17 protein-coding genes and 2 pseudogenes are annotated in these 23,822 nt (G+C 71.5%); 15 read left to right on the top strand and 4 right to left on the bottom strand.

Translation table 11 applies throughout. The features are described 5' to 3' along the window. Nucleotides 1–177: 177 nt before the first annotated feature. Nucleotides 178–4,845: a molybdopterin-dependent oxidoreductase gene (locus AB0G17_RS34570; protein ID WP_361391261.1), complete on the bottom strand. Its 4,668-nt coding sequence runs from the start codon at nucleotides 4,843–4,845 to the stop codon at nucleotides 178–180. A gap of 250 nt (nucleotides 4,846–5,095) precedes the next feature. Between AB0G17_RS34570 and AB0G17_RS34565 the strand changes: the two are divergent. Both AB0G17_RS34565 and AB0G17_RS34560 read left to right on the top strand, forming a co-directional pair. Beyond that, nucleotides 5,096–5,409 (top strand): annotated as a pseudogene (locus AB0G17_RS34565) (5-methyltetrahydropteroyltriglutamate--homocysteine S-methyltransferase); the annotation flags it as partial. A 94-nt stretch (nucleotides 5,410–5,503) separates the two neighbouring features. Further along, nucleotides 5,504–5,731: a hypothetical protein gene (locus AB0G17_RS34560; RefSeq protein ID WP_361391279.1), complete on the top strand. Its 228-nt coding sequence runs from the start codon at nucleotides 5,504–5,506 to the stop codon at nucleotides 5,729–5,731. A 135-nt stretch (nucleotides 5,732–5,866) separates the two neighbouring features. On the opposite strand, the gene AB0G17_RS34555 is transcribed toward AB0G17_RS34560, so the two are convergent. Then, a complete protein-coding gene (locus AB0G17_RS34555; RefSeq protein ID WP_361391258.1) occupies nucleotides 5,867–6,661 on the bottom strand; it encodes a VOC family protein in 795 nt (264 codons plus the stop codon). Nucleotides 6,662–6,900: 239 nt separating this feature from the next. Here AB0G17_RS34555 and AB0G17_RS34550 point away from each other — a divergent pair, with 239 nt between their 5' ends. The 5 genes and pseudogenes from AB0G17_RS34550 (at nucleotide 6,901) to AB0G17_RS34530 (ending at nucleotide 10,589) form a co-directional block, all read left to right on the top strand. After that, nucleotides 6,901–7,809, top strand: coding sequence for an ABC transporter substrate-binding protein (locus AB0G17_RS34550; protein WP_361391255.1), 909 nt, complete (start codon nucleotides 6,901–6,903; stop codon nucleotides 7,807–7,809). A gap of 113 nt (nucleotides 7,810–7,922) precedes the next feature. Then, nucleotides 7,923–8,312 (top strand): cell division protein SepF, encoded by a 390-nt coding sequence (locus tag AB0G17_RS34545; RefSeq protein ID WP_361391252.1) that lies wholly within the window; start codon nucleotides 7,923–7,925, stop codon nucleotides 8,310–8,312. 92 nt (nucleotides 8,313–8,404) lie between these two features. After that, complete coding sequence (locus AB0G17_RS34540) at nucleotides 8,405–9,529, top strand: ATP-binding protein (RefSeq protein WP_361391249.1); 1,125 nt, start codon at nucleotides 8,405–8,407, stop codon at nucleotides 9,527–9,529. After that, a pseudogene (locus AB0G17_RS34535) lies at nucleotides 9,526–9,846 on the top strand (nucleotide pyrophosphohydrolase); the annotation flags it as partial. The gene AB0G17_RS34540 and the pseudogene AB0G17_RS34535, both read left to right, overlap by 4 nt. Before the next feature lie 251 nt (nucleotides 9,847–10,097). After that, on the top strand, nucleotides 10,098–10,589 hold the full coding sequence (locus AB0G17_RS34530) for a DUF6099 family protein (RefSeq protein WP_361391245.1): 492 nt from the start codon (nucleotides 10,098–10,100) through the stop codon (nucleotides 10,587–10,589). A 26-nt stretch (nucleotides 10,590–10,615) separates the two neighbouring features. Here AB0G17_RS34530 and AB0G17_RS34525 read toward each other — a convergent pair whose 3' ends face one another. Beyond that, nucleotides 10,616–10,846, bottom strand: coding sequence for a hypothetical protein (locus AB0G17_RS34525; protein WP_361391242.1), 231 nt, complete (start codon nucleotides 10,844–10,846; stop codon nucleotides 10,616–10,618). Between the two features lie 248 nt (nucleotides 10,847–11,094). On the opposite strand from AB0G17_RS34525, the gene AB0G17_RS34520 reads away from it, so the two are divergent. The 6 genes from AB0G17_RS34520 (at nucleotide 11,095) to argF (ending at nucleotide 19,790) form a co-directional block, all read left to right on the top strand. Continuing rightward, the gene (locus AB0G17_RS34520; protein WP_361391239.1) at nucleotides 11,095–12,024 is read left to right on the top strand and encodes an LLM class F420-dependent oxidoreductase; all 930 of its coding nucleotides are present in this window, start codon (nucleotides 11,095–11,097) and stop codon (nucleotides 12,022–12,024) included. Between the two features lie 2 nt (nucleotides 12,025–12,026). Continuing rightward, entirely contained in the window at nucleotides 12,027–13,079 is a 1,053-nt protein-coding gene (gene mmuM / locus AB0G17_RS34515; RefSeq protein WP_361391236.1) for a homocysteine S-methyltransferase, read from the top strand. A 98-nt stretch (nucleotides 13,080–13,177) separates the two neighbouring features. Further along, a complete protein-coding gene (locus AB0G17_RS34510) occupies nucleotides 13,178–14,644 on the top strand; it encodes a 3' terminal RNA ribose 2'-O-methyltransferase Hen1 (protein ID WP_361391233.1) in 1,467 nt (488 codons plus the stop codon). Further along, the gene (locus AB0G17_RS34505) at nucleotides 14,641–17,367 is read left to right on the top strand and encodes a polynucleotide kinase-phosphatase (protein ID WP_361391230.1); all 2,727 of its coding nucleotides are present in this window, start codon (nucleotides 14,641–14,643) and stop codon (nucleotides 17,365–17,367) included. The genes AB0G17_RS34510 and AB0G17_RS34505 overlap by 4 nt, the downstream gene beginning before the upstream one ends. Before the next feature lie 96 nt (nucleotides 17,368–17,463). After that, nucleotides 17,464–18,696, top strand: coding sequence for an arginine deiminase (locus tag AB0G17_RS34500; RefSeq protein ID WP_361391227.1), 1,233 nt, complete (start codon nucleotides 17,464–17,466; stop codon nucleotides 18,694–18,696). Nucleotides 18,697–18,758: 62 nt separating this feature from the next. Then, nucleotides 18,759–19,790, top strand: a complete 1,032-nt coding sequence (gene argF, locus AB0G17_RS34495; RefSeq protein WP_361391224.1) for an ornithine carbamoyltransferase — start codon at nucleotides 18,759–18,761, stop codon at nucleotides 19,788–19,790. On the opposite strand, the gene AB0G17_RS34490 is transcribed toward argF, so the two are convergent. Next, entirely contained in the window at nucleotides 19,750–20,211 is a 462-nt protein-coding gene (locus AB0G17_RS34490) for an ATP-binding protein (RefSeq protein WP_361391221.1), read from the bottom strand. The genes argF and AB0G17_RS34490 overlap by 41 nt on opposite strands. Nucleotides 20,212–20,601: 390 nt before the next feature. Here AB0G17_RS34490 and AB0G17_RS34485 point away from each other — a divergent pair, with 390 nt between their 5' ends. Beyond that, complete coding sequence (locus AB0G17_RS34485) at nucleotides 20,602–21,429, top strand: enoyl-CoA hydratase family protein (protein ID WP_361391218.1); 828 nt, start codon at nucleotides 20,602–20,604, stop codon at nucleotides 21,427–21,429. A gap of 3 nt (nucleotides 21,430–21,432) precedes the next feature. Beyond that, nucleotides 21,433–23,745 (top strand): bifunctional salicylyl-CoA 5-hydroxylase/oxidoreductase, encoded by a 2,313-nt coding sequence (locus tag AB0G17_RS34480; protein ID WP_361391215.1) that lies wholly within the window; start codon nucleotides 21,433–21,435, stop codon nucleotides 23,743–23,745. The last annotated feature ends 77 nt before the right edge of the window (nucleotides 23,746–23,822 follow it).

Genomic DNA, 23,822 nt, shown 5'->3' with positions numbered 1-23,822 from the left:
GCGCCTGCCATCCTTGCCCGCCCGCCGTCGCCCGAGGCGGAACCTTGTGCGTTTGCTGCCCGCACGGACCGATCCACCTCCTTGCTGGCGGCCAGCCAGGGCGACGGTCACCATCGGGCCTCGCCTGGCCGAGTTCGAGTTCCTCCCCGCGTGCCCGGCTAGGGGAACGGCGGCTGCTCAGTAGACATCGCGCACGTATCGCTTCCCCGCCGTCAGCTGCTTCAGATACGCCGCCGCCGACTCCTCGTCGTGTCCGCCGTGCGCTATCGCGATGTCGCGCAGCGCCCGGTCGACGTCCTTGGCCATACGGGACGCGTCGCCGCACACATAGAAGTGCGCCCCGTCCTGGAGCCAGGACCACAGCAGCGGGCCGTGCTCGCGCATACGGTCCTGCACATACACCTTGGCCCGCTGGTCGCGGGAGAACGCCGTGTCCAGGCGCGTGAGGGTGCCCTCCGCACTCAGTTTCGTCAGCTCGTCCTCGTAGTAGAAATCGGTGGCACGGTGCTGCTCACCGAAGAACAGCCAGTTCGGAGCGGTATGGCCCAGCGCGCGCCGCTCGTAGAGGAAGCCGATGAACGGGGCGATCCCGGTGCCGGGACCGACCATCACCATCGGCGTCCCCGGTTCGGCGGGCGGCCGGAAGTGCCGGGTGCGCTGGACGTACACCGGCACCGGCGCGTCCGGCGGCGAGTCCGCGAGCAGCGCCGAGCACACGCCCGCGCGCGGGTGGCCGAGGCGGTTCTCGTACCGGACGACCGAGACCGTCAGGGACACCTCGTGCGGGTCGGCCAGCGGGCTGGACGATATCGAGTACAGCCGTGGCCGCAGGCCGCGCAGGACGCCCGCCCACTCGGGCGCGCTCGCGCGCACCCCGTGCTCGGCCACCACGTCCACCGCCTGACGGCCCCAGGACCACTGCGCCAGCTGCCACTTGTTGTCGGGGCGCAACAAGTGCTTCAGGCGGCGGTCATGGGTCCGCTCGGCGACGAACTTGAGCAGGTCCGGGCCTACCCGCGTGATGTCCAGGTGTTCGTGCAGCGCCGTACCGAACGGGACTTCGCCGACCCCGCCGATCTCGACGGGTTCCGTGGAGTCCAGCCCGGTGACGGCCAGCCACTCGGCCACCAGGTCCGGTGAGTTGACCGGGTGCACGCCGAGCGCGTCCCCGGCCGCGTACGTGAGCGGGGTCTCGCTCGCGCGGGTGTCGAAGGTGAACCGCCGCACCTCCTTGCTCGAACCGGGGAGGCTGAGCAGTGAGTTCCCCGTCAGCCGGACCGTGATGGCGGCGGCCCTGGAGCTGGGGAGCGGGACGGTGGGGAGAGGAGCCACGGGAACGACCGAGGTCCGGACCGTGGTGGAACTCGTAGGGATGGTTGTGGTGTTGGGGACCGAGGCTGTTGCTGTATCCGGTGAACGGACGCCGCGCGCCGCCAGTTCCCGCCCGGCCGCGAATTCGTCGGGGAAATTTCCTGGGAGCCCGGGGGAGGGCGTGGCGGTCGAGCCCGGAACCGTTTCTCCGGGGAGAACCGCCGGAGTGCCCGAAGTGCCCGAAGTGCCCGGAGCGCCAGGGGTGTCAGGACCGCCCGAAGTCGTGGTCCCGGCGGCCGCGGCCGCCAGTTCGCCGAGTCGCGCCAGTACCCCGTCGAGCCATTCCTGCGCCCGGTCCTCGAAGTCCGGTTCGCAGTCGGTGCGGGGGAGCAGCCGTACCGCCCCCAGCTCGGCCAGCCGCCGGTCCAGGCGTCGGCCGTGCCCACAGAACTCGTCGTACGACGAATCTCCGAAGGCCAGGACGGCGAAGCGGCGCCCTTCCAGGCGCGGGGCGTCGTCAGCGGCCAGCGCGTCCCAGAACGCGGCGCCGTTGTCGGGTGCTTCGCCGTCTCCGGTGGTGCTGGTGATCAGCAGTACTTCGGCGTCGGCGGGCAAGGTGTCAGGAGCGGCGTCGTCCATCGGGACGAGCCGGATCCGGTGCCCGGCGGCGGCGAGCCGTTCGGCACCGGCCGCGGCGAGCTGCTCGGCGTTGCCGGTCTGTGAGGCCCACAGCAGCAGTACGTCGCGGCCCCGGGGAGCCTGGGCCTGCGCGGCGGGTACGGGTGCCGGCCGGGGAGCCGTCCTCGAGTACATCCCGGCCAGCACGCCGTTCACCCACAGCGCGTGTTCCTCGCTGAACGGCGCCGTCGGTGGCAGTACGGGGATGCCGGGCGCGCCCGACTCCAGCCCGGCCAGGAACCCGGCGAGGTACTGGCGTTCCCGCTCGGTGAGGACCGGCGGGGGCGTTCCGAGCCCGAACACGGCGGCGGGCGCGGCGCCTTGGCTCGCCGGCAGGGCCGAGCCGGGGGCCGTGCGCTGGGCGGGGACGCCGTGGGGGAGGGGTGCGGGGGCGTCCAGGAGCGCGGTACCCGCGACGAGCGCCCCGGCCGCGCCGCTCACGCCTGCTGCCACTGCCACCGGGTCGCCTGTCCTTGGGACGCCCGTCACCGGGGCGCCTGTCCCTGGGACGCCGGCCACCGGGGCGCCTGCCGCTGGGGCGCCCGCCACCGCGCCACCCGTAAAGAGCGGTCCGGCCGCCCCGGACAGACCCCCCGCCCCGGCCGCGCCCGCCCCCACCCCCGCCGAGCCGTCCGCGACCGTCACCACCCCGCCCGCGACCGCCGCCGTCGTCCCCGGCATGACCGGACGCGCCACCTCCGCCGCGACCTTCGTCAGCGACACCGCACACACCTTGAACTCGGGTTGCAGTGAGATCGGGTCGACCGCGTCGCTGGTCAGCGCGTTGATGCTCAGATCCGCCCCGAACAGGTCGTTCCAGTGGAACGGCGCGAAGCAGCACCCCGGCCGTACCCGGTCGGTCACCACGGCCGGCAGCACCGCCCGCCCGCGCCGGGAGGCGATCTCCACCCCGTCGCCCTCGGCGATGCCGAGGCGTTCGGCGTCCTGCGGATGCACCTCCACGAACGGCGCCGGATTGAGCTTGTTGAGCTTGGCCACCTTCCCCGTCTTGGTGAGCGTGTGCCACTGGTGCTGCAGCCGCCCGGTGTTCAGTACGAACGGGAAGTCGTCGTCGGGCATCTCTGCGGCCGGCAGGTGCGGGCGCGTGTGGAAGACGGCCCGCCCGCTCGCCGTCGGGAACACCGGTCCGCCGCCGTCCTCGGCCACGTACCGGATCGGGTTGCGGTCGGGTCCCTCGGCGGTGGGGGCGGGCCACTGCACGGGCGTGGCGCGCAGCCGCTCGTAGGTCACTCCGCGCAGGTCGTAGCCGGTCTTCGGGTTCCAGGCGCGCTTGATCTCCTCGAAGACGTCCTCGGGGCCGGCGTAGGTGAAGGCATCCTCGTAGCCCATCGCGCACGCCACGCGCGCGATGATCTGCCAGTCGGGCAGGGCCTCGCCGGGCGCGTCGACGGCCTGCCGGGCAAGGGTGAGGTTGCGCTCGCTGTTGACGAGGACGCCCTCGGCCTCGGCCCACAGGGCGCCCGGCAGCACCACGTCCGCGTACGCGGTGGTCTCGGTCTCCGCGAACACGTCCTGGACGACAACGAACTCGGCCGCCCGCAGGCCCTCGACGACGGTGCGGCGGTTGGCGACGGAGGCGACCGGATTGGTGCAGATCACCCAGCACGCCTTGATGTCGCCGTCGGCCATCCGCCGGAACATCTCGACGGTGCCGAGCCCCGCCCCGTCCGTGCGCAGCGTGCCCGCCCGCAGCCCCCACAGCTCCTCGGTGAAGGCCCGCTCCTCGTCGACGAGCACCGAGCGCTGGCCGGGCAGCCCGGGGCCCATGTAGCCCATCTCGCGCCCGCCCATGGCGTTGGGCTGGCCGGTGAGCGAGAACGGGCCGCTGCCGGGCCGGCATATCGCGCCGGTTGCCAGATGCAGGTTGACCAGCGCGTTGGTGTTCCAGGTGCCGTGCGTGGACTGGTTGAGCCCCATGGTCCAGCAGCTCATCCACTCCCCGGCCGCGCCGATCCACCGCGCCGCCGTGCGGATGTCGTCCTCGGGGATCCCGGTGGTCTGCGCGACGGAGGCGGGCGGGTAGTCGGCGAGGAACTCGCCCATGGCCTCCCAGCCCTCGGTGTGCCCGGCGATGAAGGCGGGGTCGGTGTGCCCGTTCTCCTGGAGCAGGTGCAGCAGCCCGTTGAGCAGGGCGAGATCCGTGCCGGGCTTGATCTGGAGGAAGAGGTCGGCTTTGGCGGCCGTCGCGGTGCGGCGCGGGTCGACGACGATCAGCTTCGCCCCCGCCTTGACGCGCTCCATCATCCTCAGAAAGAGGATGGGATGGCAGTCGGCCATGTTGGAGCCGATGACAAGGAAGACGTCGGCCTTCTCGAAGTCCTGGTACGAGCCGGGTGGCCCGTCGGCGCCGAGCGACAGCTTGTAGCCGCTGCCCGCACTGGCCATGCACAGCCGGGAGTTGGACTCGATCTGGTTGGTGCCGATGAACCCCTTGGCCAGCTTGTTGGCCAGATACTGCGCCTCCAGGCTCATCTGTCCTGACACATAGAGTGCCACGGCGTCCGGCCCGTGCTCGTCGACGATCGCCCGCAGCCTGCCCGCCGTCTCGGCGATCATCGCGTCGACCCCGGCGGGCACCGGCTCGGCCCCCCGCTCACCCCGTACCAGCGCGGTGGCCAGCCGCCCGGGAGCGGCCAGCATGTCGGCCGTCGTCGCTCCCTTGGTACACAGTCGGCCGGAATTGGCGGGGTGCGCCTTGTCGCCGGAGGCCTTGAGCACCGTGCGCCGGCCGTCCGGCCCCACGGTGATGTCGAGGACCATCCCGCAGCCCACACCGCAGTACGAGCAGACCGTGCGCACCTGTTCGGTGGCGGCCCGCGTGCCCTGTGCGGTCAACGGGTGTCCCCTCTCGTCTCGGCCGGGATCCCTTGGGCTCCGACCGTACGAAATGCCCGTTACTTCGATGTCACGTGCGGCGATCACGAGTGGTTACGTCGGCCACACTAACCACGCCCCCATGCTGTGAGCACCTGTGTGCGACTGCGGCACGCCTCCGATGTCGGACATCACGAGGCGTGTGAGCCCGGTGTGAGGGGGCGCGGTGGAACGCCTCGACTCCGTAGGGTGGCGCTCGCACTGGTTCGCCCTGACGGCCCGGCCCGACCTGGTCGGACCGGTCATCTACCTCCTCCTGGCCAAGCCCGCGCCGGGCGTCGGCGACGGCTTCGAGCCACTGACCCTGCTGGAGCGGCTGCTGCCCGTGTACCCGAGGTGCTTGCCGATCTGCGGGCGGCCGGCGCGCGGTGGGCGCAGCTCGACGAGCCCGCCCTCGTCCAGGACCGCACGCCCGCCGAATGGGGCGCCGCCGCCCGCGCCTACCGGGCCCTCGGGTCCCTCACCGACCGCCCCAAGCTGCTGGTCGCCTCCTACTTCGACCGCCTCGGTGTCTCCCGGCCGCTGCCGATGACGGTGCGCTGGACCGCGTACGCCCAGTCGCTCACCGACCGCCCCGTCAAGTGCTGCTGCGGCCCGCGGACCGCGCCGCCTATCTCGACTGGGCGCCACGGAAACGTTCCGCCTGACCACCGGGGGCGTACGTCCCGACACCCAGATCCACACCCACATGTGCTACGCCGAGTTCGGCGACATCCTCCAGGCCATCGACGACCTCGACGCCGACGTCATCAGCCTGGAAGGAGAACGTCGAGGACGCCCGGACGATCAGGACGCAGGTGCGACAAGGGGGTTGACACAGGCGGGGTGTTCGGGCACGCGCGCGTGAGCGCCCGACCCCCCGCCCCCCCCCCCCCCCCCCACTCCGCCCCGTGGGCCCCCTGGGGGTTTCCCCCGGGGGGGTGTTCGGGCCCCCCCCCCCCCCCCAAACACCCCGGGGCCCGACGAAGCCCGCAGGGGCTCGCTACACGTCGGACAGCGCCGGCATCTCGCCCTGCGTCGTCTGCACGTCGATCACCGAGAACGCCGCGCCCTGCGGATCGCTGAGCGCCGCGAACCGGCCGAAGGGCGTGTCCATCGGCCCGAACCGCAGCACCCCGCCCCGCTTGGTCGCCTTCGCCACCGCGTCGTCGCAGTTGTCGACCGTGAAGTACACGTTCACATACGACGGGACCTCCGGCGGGAACTCGTCCGTCATCCTCATGCGCCCCAGGGCCATCTCGTCGCCCAGGCTGAAGACCCGGAAGTCGACCGTGTCGTCCTGCATCTGCTTGGCGCGGTACGGGAACACCGCGGGCAGGAACGCATCGAGCTTCGCCGGGTCGCGTGTGAAGACCTCCGCCCAGCAGAACGCGCCGGGCACGCCCTTGGCCTCGAAGCCCTCGTGGGTGCCTGCCTGCCACACGCCGAAGACGGCGCCGCTGGGCTCGCGGGCGATCGCCATCGAGCCGAAGTCGCCGACCTGCATCGGCTCCATCAGCACCTCGCCGCCGTTGTCCTTGATCTTCTTCGCGGTGGCGGCGACATCGGGCGACGCGAAGTAGAGACACCACGCCGACTGGCCCTCCTGGCCCGGCATCGGCGGCACGACGGCCGCCACCGCCTTGCCGTTCGCGTACGCCTGTGTGTAGTTGCCGTACTGCGACGACGCCTCGCCGAACGTCCAGCCCAGCACGTCACCGTAGAAGCTCTTCGCTCCTTCGATGTCGGTGAACATCGCATCGGCCCAGCACGGAGTGCCCTCTGGTTCTACGGCCATGACTGTGCTCTCTCCTGTGTGACAGACGGTCCGGTTTGCCACGCTAGCCAGCCACCCGCGACCCCGCGCGCCGAGCGCTTCCACGCGCCGGGGCTCGGACGCCCGCGAGCACCGGAGGGGGTGACGCGCCGGGACGGCGGGCAGGTAATCGGGTACGGATCCTGGCGGGGCGGGACGACTCGGGCGTAGCGTGACCCGGCGCTGGCGCGCACAGCGACCTACAGGGGGCGTGTGACCTCATGGACAAGCCGGTCTGGCAGTTCTCGGACGACCGCGGGCAGGTGGCGACGGCGGGGCGGGTGCCCACCCGGGTGACCGCCTACATCCAGGCAGGAGCCACGCTCTGGGACCACGGAGTCGGCCCCGGAGCCGTCTTCGGCTCCTTCCACGACGGGACCGCACCCGACCGCGCCAAGGCCGGCGGGCTCCCCCTGGACCGCCTGCGCTACCTGGGCGCGGGCACCGCCCTGGACCTCGACGCGCTGCTCCAGGGCACGCCCGACCTCGTGGTGGCCGTCAGCTACGGCGGCGGCCAGGTCTACGGCCTCGCCCCCGAGACGGCCAAACACCTGGAGGAACACGTTCCGGTGGTCGTCATCGACATCGGACACTCGCGCTCCCTGGCCGAGATCAGGAACCGCTTCACGGGCCTCGCCCGCGCCCTCGGCGGTGACCGCCACCACGAGGACGCCACCCGCCTCCTCGACGCGGCACAGCGCCGCCTGCGCACCGTGACGGCCGCCACGCGCGCGTACGCGAAGACCGGCACGCCCGCCGGACCCCGCGTGCTCGCCCTCTCGCCCGCCGGCACCGACCAGGTCCATGTGGCGCGCCCGGACGCCTGGCCGGAGCTGCGCGCCCTGGCCGAGCACGGCGTCCACCTGGTGGAACCGCCCGCCGGAACCGGGGCGAACTGGACCACGCTCACCTGGGAAGCGGCCGCCGCCCTTCCCGCGGAGATCGTCCTGTCCGACATACGGGTGAACGCCACTCCCGTCGAGCAACTGCGCGCCGACGCGCACTGGCGGCCCATCGAGGACCGCGCGCGCGTACTGCCGTGGAACCCGGAGGCGCCGTGCAGCGCCCGGGCCCACGCCCGGTTCTTCGCCCTGATCGCCGACGCGGTGGACTCCCGTACCGCACGCTAGTACGCCTCGGTCCGGACAACTTCACAGCTCAGAGCCGTGTCGGAGTTGGGCTGAACGGGTGAGCGGCGTCATCATGGCCGGATGCAGATACAGCACATGGGCGAGGTGGTCCGGTGAGCAGGTACGACGTCACCGATGAACAGTGGGAGGGGCTCGCCCAGGTCGTTCCGCTGCGCAGTCGCAACGAGTGGCCCTCGCGCGTCGACCACCGCACCATCCCCAACGAGTACGCGGCCGTCGAACAGCGCCGCTTCGTGGTCCTGCGCGTCCAGGTCTTCGCGGACGCGCGCGAGGTCGCCGAGTACATGATGTCGCAGACCCCGGTCCTGCTCGATCTGACGGGCGCGGACACCGAAGTCGCCAAGCGCATCCTCGACTTCAGCAGCGGAGTGGTCTTCGGCCTGGGCAGCGGAATGCACCGCGTCGACCGCAACGTCTTCCTCCTCGCCCCCGTCGGCACGGAGGTGGAGGGCATCGCCGAGGCCGTCGTCCCGCATGCCTAGAGCCGTCCCCGTGCGCAGAACCGTCCCTCATTCGTAGGAAGGTGATCGAGGCGTAACGGTTCGTCGGTTTTTGCCCTCGTACGGTCCGTTCCATGAACGGAACCTGTGACCGGCCCACCGTCACCGAACTGCGGCTCTCCGCCTTCAAATCGCACCGCGGCGCGGTCTTCCCGCTCGGCCCGCTCACCCTCCTGGCGGGACCGAGCGGCAGCGGCAAGTCCAGCGTCCTCCAGGCCTACGAGGCACTGGCGCGGCTGGGCTCCGGCGCCACCCTCGCCTCGGCGTTCCCCGACCCCGCCGGGTGCGTACCGGAACGCGCCGAAGCCGACGCCCAGGGCAGGCGCGGCTTCCGCATCGGCTGCACCGTCGACGGGCCCGCCGGGCCCGTCCGGCTCGACCTGGCCATCCAGGCCGAGCCGGAACTCCGCGTCGTCGGCGAACGTTTGACCAGTGACGGCGACACCCTCCTGTCCACCGCCCTGCGCGACCCCGGCCGCTCCACCGTGCAGGCCGCCTGGCACACCGCCGGCGCCGTCCCGGTCACCCGCGCCCCGCTCCCCGACGACCGGCTCGGCACCGCCCTGCTGCCGCTGCGCGTCGCCGGGACGACCGAGGGACAGCTGCGAGTCCTCGCCGCCGCCGAGCAAGTGGTGGTCGCCCTGCGGTCCGTCTTCGCTTGCGACCCCCAGCCGCAGCGCATGCGCGAACCCGTCCTGCCCGGCCAGGGACGACTGCGGCGCGGCTGCGACAACCTCGCCGAGATCCTCTCCCGCACCGCCGAGGAGTGCACCATCCGGCACGCCCGGCTGGTCACCGCCGCCCGCGCGGGCTGCGCCGGCCCGGTCACCGCACTCGCCGCCCAAGAACTGGCCGACGGCACGTTACGGGCCGTGGTGGGCCGGGGTGACCGCAAACCCACACCCGTGGCCCGCCTCGGAGAAGGCGAACTGCGCTACCTCGCGCTCGCCCTCGTCCTGCTCACCGGCCCCGGAGTGCTCGCCGTCGACACCGTCGCCGAGATCCCGTCCGCCCTGCAGACCCTCACCGTCCTCGCCGACGGCTTCGACCGGGGCCTCGACCGGCGCCAGGCCCGCGCACTGGCCGCACTCGCCGCCGAGATGTGCCGACGCGGCCACATCCGTCTCGCCGGCACCGTCACGGACGCCGGATGCGTCCGAGGAGTCCAGGGCGCGGCAGTGGTAGACCTGGAGCCGTGACCGAACTCGACGTAGCGGGACTCCAGCGCCGACTGGCCGACTTCGCGGCCGCGCGCCACTGGCAGCCCTTCCACACCCCCAAGAACCTCGTCTCCGCCCTCAGCGTCGAGGCCTCCGAACTCCTCGAGATCTTCCAGTGGCTGACCCCCGAGCAGTCCGGGCGCGTCATGCACGACCCCGACCGCGCCCACCGCGTGACCGACGAAGTCGCCGACGTCCTCGCCTATCTCCTCCAGCTCTGCCACGTCCTCGGCATCGACCCGCTCGCCGCGCTCTCCGCCAAGATCGACCGCAACGAACTCCGCTTCCCCGTCCCCACCGCCCCGCCCGCCCCGCAATCCCCTGGCGGACCCGGCCCGGCCCAGACCCGCCCCACCCCTGCACAAACCGGCCCCGCCCCTGTACAGAACCTCGAACAAAGCCCAAACGGTCACTCTTCGGAGTGAGGGAGTTATTCAAAACCCCCTGCTCGTCCACAGATTTCCTAATTCCTCTGGCTTTCCTGGCCTCAGAAGCTCACTCTAGGTAGTGACGGCGAAACGGATCGTCGTATGAACGGGGGCGGCGCATGGACGCGGTACGGCTCATCGGAGTGAGCAGGTTAGCGCTGGCGGAAAGCACCGCGGCGCTGGAGATCGTCGCCGAGGCCTGGCAGGCACAAGCCCTCGCCCAGGCCATCGGAAGCCACCTGGCGGCCACCGGCCCGCCCGAGCTCAGAGGCGAAGCACGCGGCCTCAGCGAAACCGGCGGCCGCGGCTGCGGCGCCCTCGACCACCCCGGCCTGCGCATCGGGGGCATCCGCGCCACCCAGCTCTCCGAAGTCAGCGACGCCAGAAAAACACTGACCGGGCTCGGCGGCCTACTCGGCGACGTCGGCATGGCCCTCGTCGGCGTCGCCTGCGCCACCGACGAAGAAGGCCTCTACTGGCAGTGCATCGAAGCCATCGACGCCGCCGACGAGTCGAGCGACCGGGTCCGCGGCATGCTCCGCCGCCTCACCGTACGGGACCAGGAAAGACGCCCCGGCGCCCTGCGCGACTCGACGGCGAGGCCGTCATGACCGGACGGCACTCACCACACCAGCCCTCACACACCCGTGGAGCGGCCCTCCACCTTCCCACCGGCGTCCTGACCCGGCGGCACACGCTCGGCCGACGACTGCAGATCGGCGTCGAGCTGCGACAGATCCGCGGTCAGCGCCGCCATCAGCTCCTCCATCTGCTGCAGCAGCCCCTTCGGCGCACCTTGCTGCCCCGGTACGGACTGCCCGGCCGGCTCCTGCGGCACAGCCTGTTCCGGCACGGTTTCCTGGGACATGGCGGCCTCCTCGGCCCGAGCCCTCCCGCGCAGCAGCGGGGGTGGCGGTTCGACAGACGCGTCGGCAGCGGCCGCCGGCGCGCGGGCCGGGCGGTCCGGCTCCGCCCGAGCCAACGACCACTCAGCGCCACAGTCACTGGTCAGGGCCGTCGCGGCCCGTCAGGTGGACGAGATTCACCCCGCTGGGCAGTCATCGAGCATGCGGCAAGGGCGGGGTTGACGACAGTTCGAAGGTGCAGGATGGATGCATGGATCTTCGAATCTTCACGGAGCCCCAGCAGGGCGCCGACTACGACACCCTTCTCGCCGTCGCGAAGGCCACCGAAGCCCTTGGGTTCGATGCCTTTTTCCGGTCCGACCACTATGTGCGCATGGGCTCCGCCGACGGCCTCCCGGGCCCCACCGACGCCTGGATCACCCTCGCCGGACTCGCCCGTGAAACCAGCCGCATCCGCCTCGGCACACTGATGACCGCCGGAACCTTCCGGCTCCCCGGCGTCCTCGCCATCCAGGTCGCCCAGGTCGACCAGATGTCCGGCGGCCGCATCGAACTCGGCCTCGGCGCAGGCTGGTTCGAAGCCGAACACAAGGCGTACGGCATCCCCTTCCCGAAGGAGAAGTCCGCGCGGCTCGAAGAACAACTGGCCATCATCACCGGCCTCTGGGCCACCGAGACCGGAAAGACCTTCAACCACGACGGCACCTACTACCAGCTCACCGACTCGCCCGCGCTCCCCAAGCCCGCCCAGGCCAAGGTGCCGGTCCTGATCGGCGGCCACGGCGCGGTCCGCACCCCACGGCTGGCCGCACAGTACGCCGACGAGTTCAACATCCCGTTCGCCTCCCTGGCCGACAGCGAGCGGCAGTTCGGCCGAGTGCGCGCCGCCGCCCAGAACGCCGGACGCAACCCCGACGACCTGGTGTACTCCAACGCCCTGGTCGTCTGCGTAGGAAAGAACGACGCCGAAGTGGCGCGCCGGGCGGCCGCCATCGGAAGGGAGGTCGAAGAGCTCAAGGCGAACGGGCTGGCGGGATCGCCTGCCGAAGTGGTGGAGAAGATCGGCGCGTACGAGGCGATCGGCTCGTCCCGGATCTACCTCCAGGTCCTCGACCTGGACGACCTCGACCACCTCGAACTGATCTCCTCCCAGGTCCAGTCCCAGCTGAACGGGGCCTGACCGTGCGGCCCGCCCGAGCACTCGCCGACGCACTGGCCGAACAAACCGTGGTCCTCGACGGCGGCCTCTCCAACCAACTGGAGGCCCAGGGCTGTGACTTGAGCGACCCGCTCTGGTCGGCCCGGCTGCTCGCCGACGACCCGAGCCAGATCGAGGCCGCACACGAGGCGTATGTACGGGCGGGCGCACACGTGCTGATCACGTCCAGCTACCAGGCGACGTACGAGGGCTTCGCCCGCCGAGGAGTGCCCCGCCGCGAGGCGACGGCCCTGCTCGCGCGGAGCGTGGAGCTGGCCAGGAAGGCGGGGGAGACGGGGGAGGCGGGGGCGGGGAGGGGGGTGGGGGGAGGGGAGGGGGAGCCCCCCAAGAACGCCGAAGTCTGGGTTGCCGCCTCGATCGGCCCCTACGGCGCCTTCCTGGCCGACGGCAGCGAGTACCGGGGTCGGTACGGGCTGACGGTGAAGGAGCTGGAGCGCTTCCACCGCCCGCGGGTCGAGACGCTGGCGGCGGCCGGGCCGGACGTGCTCGCCCTGGAAACTGTGCCCGACGCCGACGAGGCCGAAGCGCTGCTGCGGGCGGTCGAGGGGTGCGGAGTGCCGGTGTGGCTGTCGTACAGCGTGGAGGCCTACGACGTCGGGTCGGACGGCATGGAGTCGCAGGGCACGAAGCCGCACGGCGTGGCGTCGGACGGCGTGGAGGGGCTGCGGACCAGGGCGGGGCAGCCGCTGGAGGAGGCGTTCGCGCTGGTGGCGGGCCTGGATCAGGTGATCGCCGTGGGCGTGAACTGCTGCACGCCGGCCGACGCGGACCACGCCGTGGAGCTCGCGGCGTCGGTCACCGGCAAGCCGGTGGTGGTCTACCCCAACAGTGGGGAGCGCTGGGACGCGAGGGCGCGGTCGTGGCGGGGCGGCGCCACGTTCGACCCGTCGCGCGTCCAGGCCTGGCAGGCGGCGGGCGCTCGCCTGGTCGGCGGCTGCTGTCGAGTGGGTCCGGCGGAGATCGCACGGCTGGCGGGATTCGTCAGCGGAGGAGGCATGAGGGGCGAGGCGCGGTGAGGGGCAGGGCGGGGTAGGACCGGGAGCGGCGTGCCGCGCCGGGGTGTCGCAGGGAAAATGCCTGGTAGGAGCCATCCCAACGGGGCGATACTCGACGCGTGTTCCTGACAATCACCACCACCGGTACCCCTGAACGCCCCGCCACCGACCTCGGGTTTCTGCTGCACAAGCACCCCGGGAAGGCGCAGGCGTTCTCCACGTCGCACGGCACCGCGCACGTCCTCTACCCCGAGGCGAGCGCCGAGCGCTGCACGGCCGCGCTGCTCCTGGAGGTGGATCCGGTCGCGCTGGTGCGGCGGGGCAAGGGCAAGGGCCGTGGCGGAGCCCCAGATTCCGCGCTGGCGCAGTACGTCAACGACCGCCCGTACGCGGCTTCGTCGCTGATGTCCGTCGCGCTGAGCACCGTGTTCAAGAGCGCCCTGCGCGGTGTGTGCAACGCGCTGCCCGAGCGCGCCGAGGCGCCGCTGCCGCTGCGGATCGAGGTGCCCGCGCTGCCCGCGCGCGGTGGCGCAGACCTGGTGCACAAGCTGTTCGGGCCGCTGGGCTGGGCCTCGGTGTCGGCGGAGCCTGTCGCGCTGGACGAGGAGTTCCCGGAGTGGGGCGCGTCGCGTTACGTGCGGCTCGTACTGGAAGGGGAGTTGCGGCTCGCGGACGCGCTGCGGCAGTTGTACGTGCTGCTGCCGGTGCTCGACGACGCCAAGCACTACTGGGTCGCGCCCGACGAGGTCGACAAATTGCTGCGCGCCGGTGACGGCTGGCTGGCCGACCACCCCGAGCAGAAGTTGATCACCAGTCGCTATCTGTCCCGGCGCTGGGGGCTGACCCGGGAGGCGATGGAACGCCTCGAACTGGTGCGGCTGGCCGAGGCCGATGACATCGCGGTCGAGGCCATCGACAACGCGGTGGACGAGACGACCGACACGGAGGAGCGGCCCGTTCCGCTCGCCGTGCAGCGGCGCGAAGCCATCCTGGCGGCGCTGACCGCCGCCGGGGCGAGCCGGGTGCTCGATCTGGGCTGCGGCCAGGGTCAGTTGGTGCAGGAGCTGCTCAAGGATGTCCGGTTCACCGAGATCGTGGGGGTGGACGTCTCGATGCGCGCGCTGACGATCGCGGCGCGGCGGCTGCGCCTGGAGCGGATGGGCGAGCGGCAGGCCGGGCGGATCACCCTGATGCAGGGTTCGCTCGCGTACACGGACAAGCGGCTCAAGGGGTACGACGCGGCCGTGCTCAGCGAAGTGATCGAGCACCTCGACCTGCCGAGGCTGCCCGCGCTCGAATACGCGGTGTTCGGCGCGGCGCGCCCGCGAACGGTGATCGTGACGACGCCGAACGTCGAGTACAACGTGCGCTGGGAGTCGCTCCCGGCCGGGCATGTGCGCCACGGCGACCACCGGTTCGAGTGGACGCGTGCGGAGTTTCGCGACTGGGCCGCTTCGGTGGCCGAACGGCATGGGTACGGCGTCGAGTTCGTCCCCGTGGGGCCGGACGACGCCGAGGTGGGTCCCCCGACTCAGATGGCTGTATTCGAGATGATCACGACCGTGAAGGAGGCGAACGCCGCATGAACGCCGAGAACGACACCGACACCGGGGCCGGTACCAGCATCAACACCGGTACCAGCAACAGCACCAGTGCAAGTGCCGGCACCCGTACGAGTGCCAGCACCAGCGTCAATACCAGCACCAGCACTGGTGCCGGTATCGAGACAAACCCGGAAGCCGGGGCCCCGGCCCCGTCCGGCACGCGCGCGCTCGCCGTCCCCGACCTGTCCCTCGTCGTCCTTGTCGGTGCCACCGGATCCGGCAAGTCCACTTTTGCCCGTCGGCACTTCAAGCCCACCGAGGTCATCTCGTCGGACTTCTGCCGCGGCCTGGTGGCCGACGACGAGAACGACCAGAGCGCCAGCGGCGACGCCTTCGACGTGCTCCACTACATCGCGGGCAAGCGGCTCGCGGCCGGGCGGCTGACGGTCGTCGACGCCACCAATGTGCAGGTGGAGAGCCGCAGACAGCTGGTCCAGCTGGCCCGGGAGCACGATGTGCTGCCCGTGGCGATCGTGCTCGACCTGCCTGAGGAGGTCTGTGCCACCCGCAACGCGGCCCGGCCCGACCGTGCCGGCATGCCTCGCCAGGTCATCGCCCGGCACCGTCGTGAGCTGCGGCGTTCGCTGCGCGGCCTGGAGCGCGAGGGGTTCCGCAAGGTCCATGTGTTGCGCTCCGAGGCGGAGGTGGACAGCGTCGGGATCGCGATCGAGCGACGTTACAACGACCTCACCCACCTCACCGGCCCCTTCGACATCATCGGTGACATCCATGGCTGCCGCTCCGAACTGGAGACGCTGCTGACGAAGCTCGGTTACGTGGACGGGGCACACCCCGAGGGCCGTACGGCGGTCTTCGTCGGTGACCTCGTCGACCGCGGGCCGGACAGTCCGGGCGTGTTGCGGCGCGTGATGAAAATGGTGGCCGATGGTAACGCTCTGTGTGTTCCCGGGAACCATGAGAACAAGCTCGGACGTTATCTGGGTGGCAAGAAGGTCCAGCGCACCCATGGACTGGCGGAAACCATCGAGCAGTTGGACAGGGAGGACGATGGATTCAAGGAACGGGTGAAGGAGTTCATCGACGGGCTCGTCAGCCACTATGTGCTCGACGGCGGCAAGCTGGTCGTCTGTCACGCGGGTCTGCCCGAGAAGTACCACGGGCGTACGTCGGGGCGTGTCCGCTCACACGCGCTGTACGGAGAGACGACCGGCGAGACCGACGAGTTCGGCCTGCCCGTGCGCTACCCGTGGGCCGAGGACTACCGGGGTCGCGCGGCGGTCGTCTACGGCCACACGCCGGTGCCGAACACATCGTGGATCAACAACACCATCTGTCTGGACACGGGTGCGGTGTTCGGCGGAAAGATGACCGCGCTGCGCTGGCCGGAGCGCGAGCTCGTCGACGTGCCTGCCGAGAAGGTCTGGTACGAGCCGGTCCGTCCGCTGGCCACCGAGGCGCCCGGTGGCCATGACGGACGCCCGCTCGACCTCGCCGATGTGCACGGCCGCCGGGTCGTGGAGACCCGGGAGCTGGGCAATGTGGCGGTGCGCGAGGAGAACGCGGCGGCCGCGCTCGAGGTGATGAGCCGTTTCGCCGTCGACCCACGGCTGCTCGCGTATCTGCCGCCGACGATGGCGCCCACGGCGACCTCGCGTGCGGCGGCTCGTGGCAGCGGCGGTGACGAGCACTTCCTGGAGCATCCTGCGGAGGCGTTCGCGCAGTACGCGGCGGACGGTGTCGCGCGGGTCGTGTGCGAGGAGAAGCACATGGGCTCGCGGGCGGTGGCCCTGGTGTGCCGTGACGCCGAGGTGGCGCGCGAGCGGTTCGGGGTGGAGGGGCCGACCGGCGCCCTGCACACCCGCACCGGTCGCCCGTTCTTCGACGACGCGGCCGTCACCGAGGAGATCCTCGGCCGACTGCGGGCCGCCGTGTCCGCGGCTGGGCTGTGGGACGAGCTCGGTACGGACTGGCTGCTGTTCGACGCCGAGCTGATGCCGTGGTCGCTGAAGGCCTCGGGGCTGCTGCGTTCGCAGTACGCGGCGGTGGGTGCCGCGTCGGGGGCGGTCTTCCCGGGCGCGCTGGGGGCTCTGGAGGCGGCTGCGGCGCGCGGTGTCGACGTCGACGGGCTGCTGGCGCGTCAGCGCGGGCGGGCGCGGGACGCGGAGGCGTTCACCGACGCGTACCGGCGGTACTGCTGGACCACGGATGGCCTGGAGGGCGTGCGGTTCGCGCCCTTCCAGATCCTGGCCGTGCAGGGCCGCAGCCTGGCCGCGGTGCCCCACGACGAGCAGTTGGCGTGGCTGGACCGCCTGGTCGAGCACGACCCGACGGGTCTGCTCCAGGTCACACGGCGCCTGGTCGTCGACACCGGCGACGAGGTGTCCGTGCGGGCCGGTGTCGACTGGTGGCTCGAGCTGACCGGTGCGGGCGGCGAGGGCATGGTGGTCAAGCCGCTCCAGGCGCTGGCCCGGGACGGCAAGGGGCGCCTCGTGCAGCCCGGAATCAAGGTGCGCGGACGCGAGTATCTGCGGATCATCTACGGTCCCGAGTATGTGCGCCCGGACAACCTGGAGCGGCTGCGGCACCGCTCTCTGGGGCACAAGCGTTCGCTGGCGCTGCGGGAGTACGCGCTGGGTCTGGAGGCGCTGGACCGGCTGGCGGCGGGGGAGCCGCTGTGGCGTGTTCACGAGGCGGTCTTCGCCGTGCTGGCCCTGGAGTCGGAGCCGGTGGACCCCAGGCTGTGACGCCGTGGGGCGGAGCCGTGCGCTCCGCCCCACGGGCCGGGACGGAAGCCGCCGGTTCGCCGGGTGAGCGGGCGGCGCGCGGGACAGGATGGGGGCATGGGATTCCATGTCGATTCCGAGACCGGGCGGCTGCGCCGCGTCATCCTGCACCGGCCCGATCTGGAGCTGAAGCGGCTCACTCCGAGCAACAAGGACGCTCTCCTCTTCGACGACGTGCTCTGGGTGCGCCGGGCCCGCCAGGAGCACGACGGCTTCGCGGACGTGCTGCGCGACCGCGGGGTGGAGGTGCACCTCTTCGGCGATCTGCTGCGCGAGTCGCTGGCGATCCCGCAGGCGAGACGGCTCGTACTGGACCGGGTCTTCGACGAGAAGGAGTACGGGCCGCTGGCCACCGGGCATCTGCGCGAGGCCTTCGAGGAGCTGTCCGCCGCCGAGCTCGCGGAGGCGCTGGTGGGCGGGATGACCAAGCGGGAGTTCCTGGAGCGCCACGCCGAGCCGGTGTCCGTCCGGTTCCACGCGATGGACCTGGACGACTTCCTGCTGGGCCCGCTGCCCAACCACCTCTTCACCCGTGACACCTCCGCCTGGATCTATGACGGGGTGTCCATCAACGCGATGCGCTGGCCCGCGCGGCAGCGCGAGACCGTCCACTTCGAGGCGATCTACCGCCACCATCCGCTCTTCTCCGGCCCCGAGGCCGGGCGGTTCCACATCTGGTCGAAGGGGCAGGCCGACTATCCCTCGACCATCGAGGGCGGCGATGTGCTGGTGATCGGCAATGGCGCGGTGCTCATCGGGATGAGCGAGCGGACGACGCCGCAGGCCGTGGAGATGCTGGCGCGCGGGCTCTTCGCGGCCGGTTCCGCACGGACGATCGTGGCGCTGGACATGCCCAAGCGCAGGGCGTTCATGCACCTCGATACGGTGATGACGATGGTCGACGGAGAAACCTTCACTCAGTACGCCGGGCTCGGCATGCTCCGCTCGTACACGATCGAGCCGGGCGCCGGTGAGCAGGAGCTGAAGGTGACGGACCACCCCCCGGAGCACATGCACCGCGCCATGGCGGCCGCGCTCGGCCTGGACGGGATCCGGGTGCTGACGGCCACCCAGGACGTGCACTCGGCGGAGCGCGAACAGTGGGACGACGGCTGCAACGTCCTGGCGGTCGAGCCGGGCGTGGTGGTGGCGTACGAGCGCAATGTCACCACCAACACGCATTTGCGTAAGCAGGGAATCGAGGTGATCGAGATTCCCGGCAGCGAGCTGGGGCGGGGGCGGGGCGGGCCGCGCTGTATGAGCTGTCCAGTGGAACGCGATGCCGTATAGTGATGCGTTCAATCGCATATACTTACAGTGTTCCCGCCTTCCGTCACCCAGGAGCAGTCACCATGGCGACAGACCTCGCAGGCCGCCACTTCCTCAAGGAGCTGGACTTCACCGCTGAGGAGTTCCGCGCCCTGGTGGCCCTCGCCGCCGAGCTCAAGGCGGCGAAGAAGGCGGGCACCGAGGTCCAGCGGCTGCGCGGGCGGAACATCGCGTTGATCTTCGAGAAGCCGTCGACGCGTACGCGGTGCTCCTTCGAGGTGGCGGCCGCCGACCAGGGTGCCTCCACGACGTACATCGACCCGTCGGGCTCGCACATCGGCAAGAAGGAGTCGGCGCGGGACACCGCGCGGGTGCTCGGCCGGATGTTCGACGCGATCCAGTTCCGCGGGGATGCCCAGGAGACGGTCGAGACGCTCGCCGCGCACGCGGGCGTGCCGGTCTACAACGGGCTCACCGACGCCTGGCACCCCACCCAGATGCTCGCGGACGTCCTCACCATGACCGAGCACACCGACAAGCCCCTGGAGCGGACGGCTTTCGCCTATCTGGGTGACGCCCGGTACAACATGGGCAACTCCTACCTGGTCACGGGCGCGCTGCTCGGCATGGACGTACGGATCGTGGCCCCGAAGGCGTACTGGCCGGCCGACGCCGTCGTCGCCCTCGCGCACCGGGCCGCCGAGCGCAGCGGGGCCCGGATCACCCTCACCGAGGACATCGCCGAGGGTGTGGCGGGCGCGGACTTCGTCGCCACCGACGTCTGGGTGTCGATGGGCGAGCCCAAGGAGATCTGGGCTGAGCGGATCAAGGCGCTCGCGCCCTACGCCGTGACCATGGACGTCCTGCGCGCCACCGGCAACGCGGACGTCAAGTTCCTGCACTGCCTGCCCGCCTTCCACGACCTCGGCACGGCGGTCGCCCGCGAGATCCACGAGCAGTACGGCCTGTCCGAGCTCGAAGTGACCGACGAGGTCTTCGAATCCGCGCACTCGGTGGTCTTCGACGAGGCGGAGAACCGCCTGCACACCATCAAGGCGGTCATGGTCGCGACGCTTACGGGAACTCCGGCAGGGGCGGACGCGCCGGCAGCGTGAACCACACCGCCTTGCCCTGCGCGGTGGGGCGGTGGCCGCAGGCCGAGCTCAGGGTGCGGATCAGCAGCAGACCCCGGCCGTGTTCCTGCCACGGGTCGGGCTCTGCGTGGGGTCCCGGGGTGCCGAGATTGCCCGGCGGCAGCGGGGAACGGTCATGGACCTCGACCTGACAGCCCGAGTCCAGTAGCTCCACGACCAGCTCGATGGGCTGGTCGGCGGCGGTGTGCTCGACGGCGTTGGCCACCAGTTCGGCGGTGAGCAGCTCGGCGGTGTCGCTGTCGGCGGGGGCGTCGATGTCCGCGAGTGCGGTACGGATCAGGGCGCGGGCGATGGGGACGGCGGCGTTGGTGTGGGGGAGCGGGATACGCCACGAGGTCGGGGCACCGGCCGGGTCGCGGGCGGCGCCGGGAGGGTCGGGCACGGCGGGGGTTTCCGTTCGGTCGCGTGGAGTCGCCCGGGGCGCGGGGGGACGCGCGGGGCGCTACTACTCCCTTCAACCTTACGAAGTAGGGCAAGGGGTCGGATAGAGACCGGGGGTCAGGGGTGAAGAGCCATGCGGCGCCCCGAACCCGGCCTCTTGGCCTCGTCCTCCGCGCCGCGCTTGACCTCGGCGTTCGCCCTGCCCTTCGTCCAGGACCTGTCCTCGGCGCGCCACCACTCTTGGCGCCGTGCTGAGCCCCACGGCACCTCGCCTCTGGCCGCGCCCTGCCCCCGGCGACCTCGCCGTATCGCGTACTCGTGACGACAGTCACGCATGAGTGATACCTTCGAAGTGCAGGCATCTGGCAGCCCGCTGAGGAGGCCGTACTCCATGAGCCCGTTCCCCAGCTCCGCACCCCGCACCGAAAACTGGCGCCACCTGCGGGTTTCCGTGGAGGGTGGGGTGGCTACCGTCACCCTCGCCCGCCCCGAGAAGCTCAACGCGCTCACCTTCGGGGCCTACGCCGACCTCCGCGATCTGCTCGCCGAGCTCTCCCGCGAGCGGGCCGTACGCGCCCTGGTGCTGGCGGGCGAGGGGCGCGGCTTCTGCTCCGGTGGGGACGTCGACGAGATCATCGGCGCCACGCTCTCCATGGACACCGCCCAGCTGCTCGACTTCAACCGGATGACCGGCCAGGTCGTACGGGCCGTGCGCGAATGTCCCTTCCCGGTGATCGCCGCGATCCACGGCGTCGCCGCCGGTGCGGGAGCGGTCCTCGCGCTGGCCGCCGACTTCCGTATCGCGGATCCCTCCGCCCGGTTCTCCTTCCTGTTCACCAAGGTCGGCCTCTCCGGCGGCGACATGGGCGCGGCCTATCTGCTGCCGCGTGTCGTCGGGCTCGGGCACGCCACCCGGCTGCTGATGCTCGGCGAGCCGGTCCGCGCCCCCGAGGCCGAACGGATCGGGCTGCTCAGCGAGCTCACCGACGAAGGCCAGGCCGACGCGCGCGCCGCCGAGCTCGCCCGCCACCTCGCGGCCGGACCCGCCCTCGCGTACGCGCAGACCAAGGCCCTGCTCACCGCCGAGCTCGACATGCCGCTCGCCGCCGCCGTCGAACTCGACGCCTCCACCCAGGCCCTCCTGATGAACGGGCAGGACTACGCCGAGTTCCACGCCGCCTTCACCGAGAAGCGGCCCCCCAAATGGCAGGGGCGCTGAGCCGTGCCAGGGCCCCGGGACAGCGGCCCCGACCCCGCCGAGCGGCCGCTGCGGATCGCGGTCATCGGCGGCGGCCCCGGCGGGCTGTACGCCGCCGCACTGCTCAAACGGCTCGGCCCCGAGCGCGAGATCACCGTCTGGGAGCGCAACGCCCCCGACAACACCTTCGGCTTCGGAGTCGTCCTCTCCGACGAGACCCTCGGCGGGATCGAGCACGCCGACCCCGTGGTGTACGAGGCGCTCAAGGCCGAGTTCGTCCGCTGGGACGACATCGACATCGTCCACCGCGGCCGCACCCTCACCTCCGGCGGGCACGGCTTCGCCGCGCTCGGCCGGCGCAGGCTCCTGGAGATCCTGCACCAGCGCTGCCGCGCGCTCGGCGTGGACCTGCGCTTTCGCACCGAGGCGCCGCCCGCCGCCGAACTCGCCACCGGCTACGACCTGGTCATCGCGGCCGACGGGGTGCACAGCGCCACCCGCGAGACGCATGCCGAACACTTCGCGCCCCGTATCACCGGCCACCGCTGCCGCTACATCTGGCTGGCCGCCGATTTCGCCTTCGACTCCTTCCGCTTCGAGATCGCCGAGACCGAGCACGGCGTGATGCAACTGCACGGCTATCCGTTCTCCGCCGGCTCCTCCACCGTCATCGTCGAGATGCGCGAAGAGGTCTGGCGGGCGGCCGGATTCGACGAGCTCGACGAGCAGGGGTCGGTGGACCGCTGCGCCAAGATCTTCGCGGACGCCCTGGGCAACCGGCCGCTGCGGAGCAACAACTCCTCCTGGACCGTCTTCCGTACCGTCGTCAACGCGCACTGGTCCTACGGCAACACCGTGCTGCTCGGCGACGCCGCCCACACCGCGCACTTCTCCATCGGCTCCGGCACCAAGCTCGCCGTCGAGGACGCCCTCGCCCTGGCCGCCTGCGTCGAGGAGCAGCCCACCCTGCCGGCCGCCCTCGCGGCGTACGAGCTGGAGCGCAGACCCGTGGTCGAGTCCACCCAGCGCGCGGCCGCCGCCAGCCTGCGCTGGTTCGAGGAGCTGGCGCTCTACCTCGACCAGCCGCCCCGGCAGTTCGCTTTTAACCTGCTCACTCGCAGCCGCCGGGTCACCCACGACAACCTGCGGCTGCGCGACCCCGGTTTCACCGACGCGGTCGAGCACGCCTTCCCCTGCCCCTCCGGCACGCCTCCGATGTTCACCCCCTTCCGGCTGCGCGGCCTGGAGCTGCGCAACCGTGTCGTCGTCTCTCCCATGGACATGTACCGCGCCGTGGACGGTCTCCCCGGCGACTTTCACCTCGTCCACCTCGGAGCCAGGGCCCTCGGCGGCGCGGGTCTGGTCATGACCGAGATGGTGTGCGTGAGCGCGGAGGGCCGCATCACCCCGGGGTGCACCGGTCTGTACACCCCCGAGCAGGCCACGGCCTGGCGTCGGGTCACCGACTTCGTGCACCAACAGGCCCCCGGCACCGCCATCGGCGTCCAGCTCGGCCACTCCGGGCGCAAGGGCTCGACCAAGCTGATGTGGGAAGGCATCGACGAGCCGCTCGACGACGGCAACTGGCCCCTCGCCGCCGCCTCACCCCTCCCGTACCGCCCCGGTGTCAACCAGGTCCCGCACGCCCTCGACCGTGCGGGGCTGAACGACATCCGCGAACAGTTCGCCGCGGCGGCCTGGCGGGCCGCCCGCTGCGACTTCGACCTGCTCGAACTCCACTGCGCCCACGGCTACTTGCTCTCCGGATTCCTCTCCCCTCTCACCAACCAACGCACGGACGCCTACGGCGGTTCCCTCGCCAACCGGCTGCGTTTCCCGCTGGAGGTGTTCGACGTGCTGCGGGGCATCTGGCCCGACGACCGGCCGATGACCGTCCGCATCTCCGCGACCGACTGGGCGCCGGGCGGCACCACCGCCGAGGAGTCCGTCGAGATCGCCCGTGCGTTCGCCGCGCACGGCGCCGACGCCATTGACGTGTCCACCGGGCAGGTCGTCCCGGACGAGCGGCCCGAGTTCGGCCGCTCGTACCAGACGCCGTACGCCGACCGCATCCGCAACACGCTCGGCGTGCCCGTCATCGCGGTCGGGGCGATCTCGTCCTGGGACGACGTGAACTCGCTGCTGCTCGCGGGCCGGGCCGACCTCTGCGCCCTCGCCCGGCCCCATCTCTACGACCCGAACTGGACCCTGCACGCAGCCGCCGAGCAGGGCTACTCCGGCCCCGGAGCGCCCTGGCCGCCGCCGTACCGGGCGGGCAGCCGCAGGCCTCCGACCGGGCGCACGGACGCACCCAGACCGCGGCTCAGCCTGAAGTGAGCGGCGAAGAAAGGCGCGGCTCACAGGGAAATGACACGCCGTGGGAACCATTCGGCCCGCTGGTTAGTTTCTACAGC

Source organism: Streptomyces sp. NPDC023838 (assembly GCF_040639555.1).
Lineage (GTDB): Bacteria > Actinomycetota > Actinomycetes > Streptomycetales > Streptomycetaceae > Streptomyces.
The sequence above is the reverse complement of the archived record's forward strand: the minus strand, read 5'-3'. Positions and strand labels throughout refer to the sequence as shown.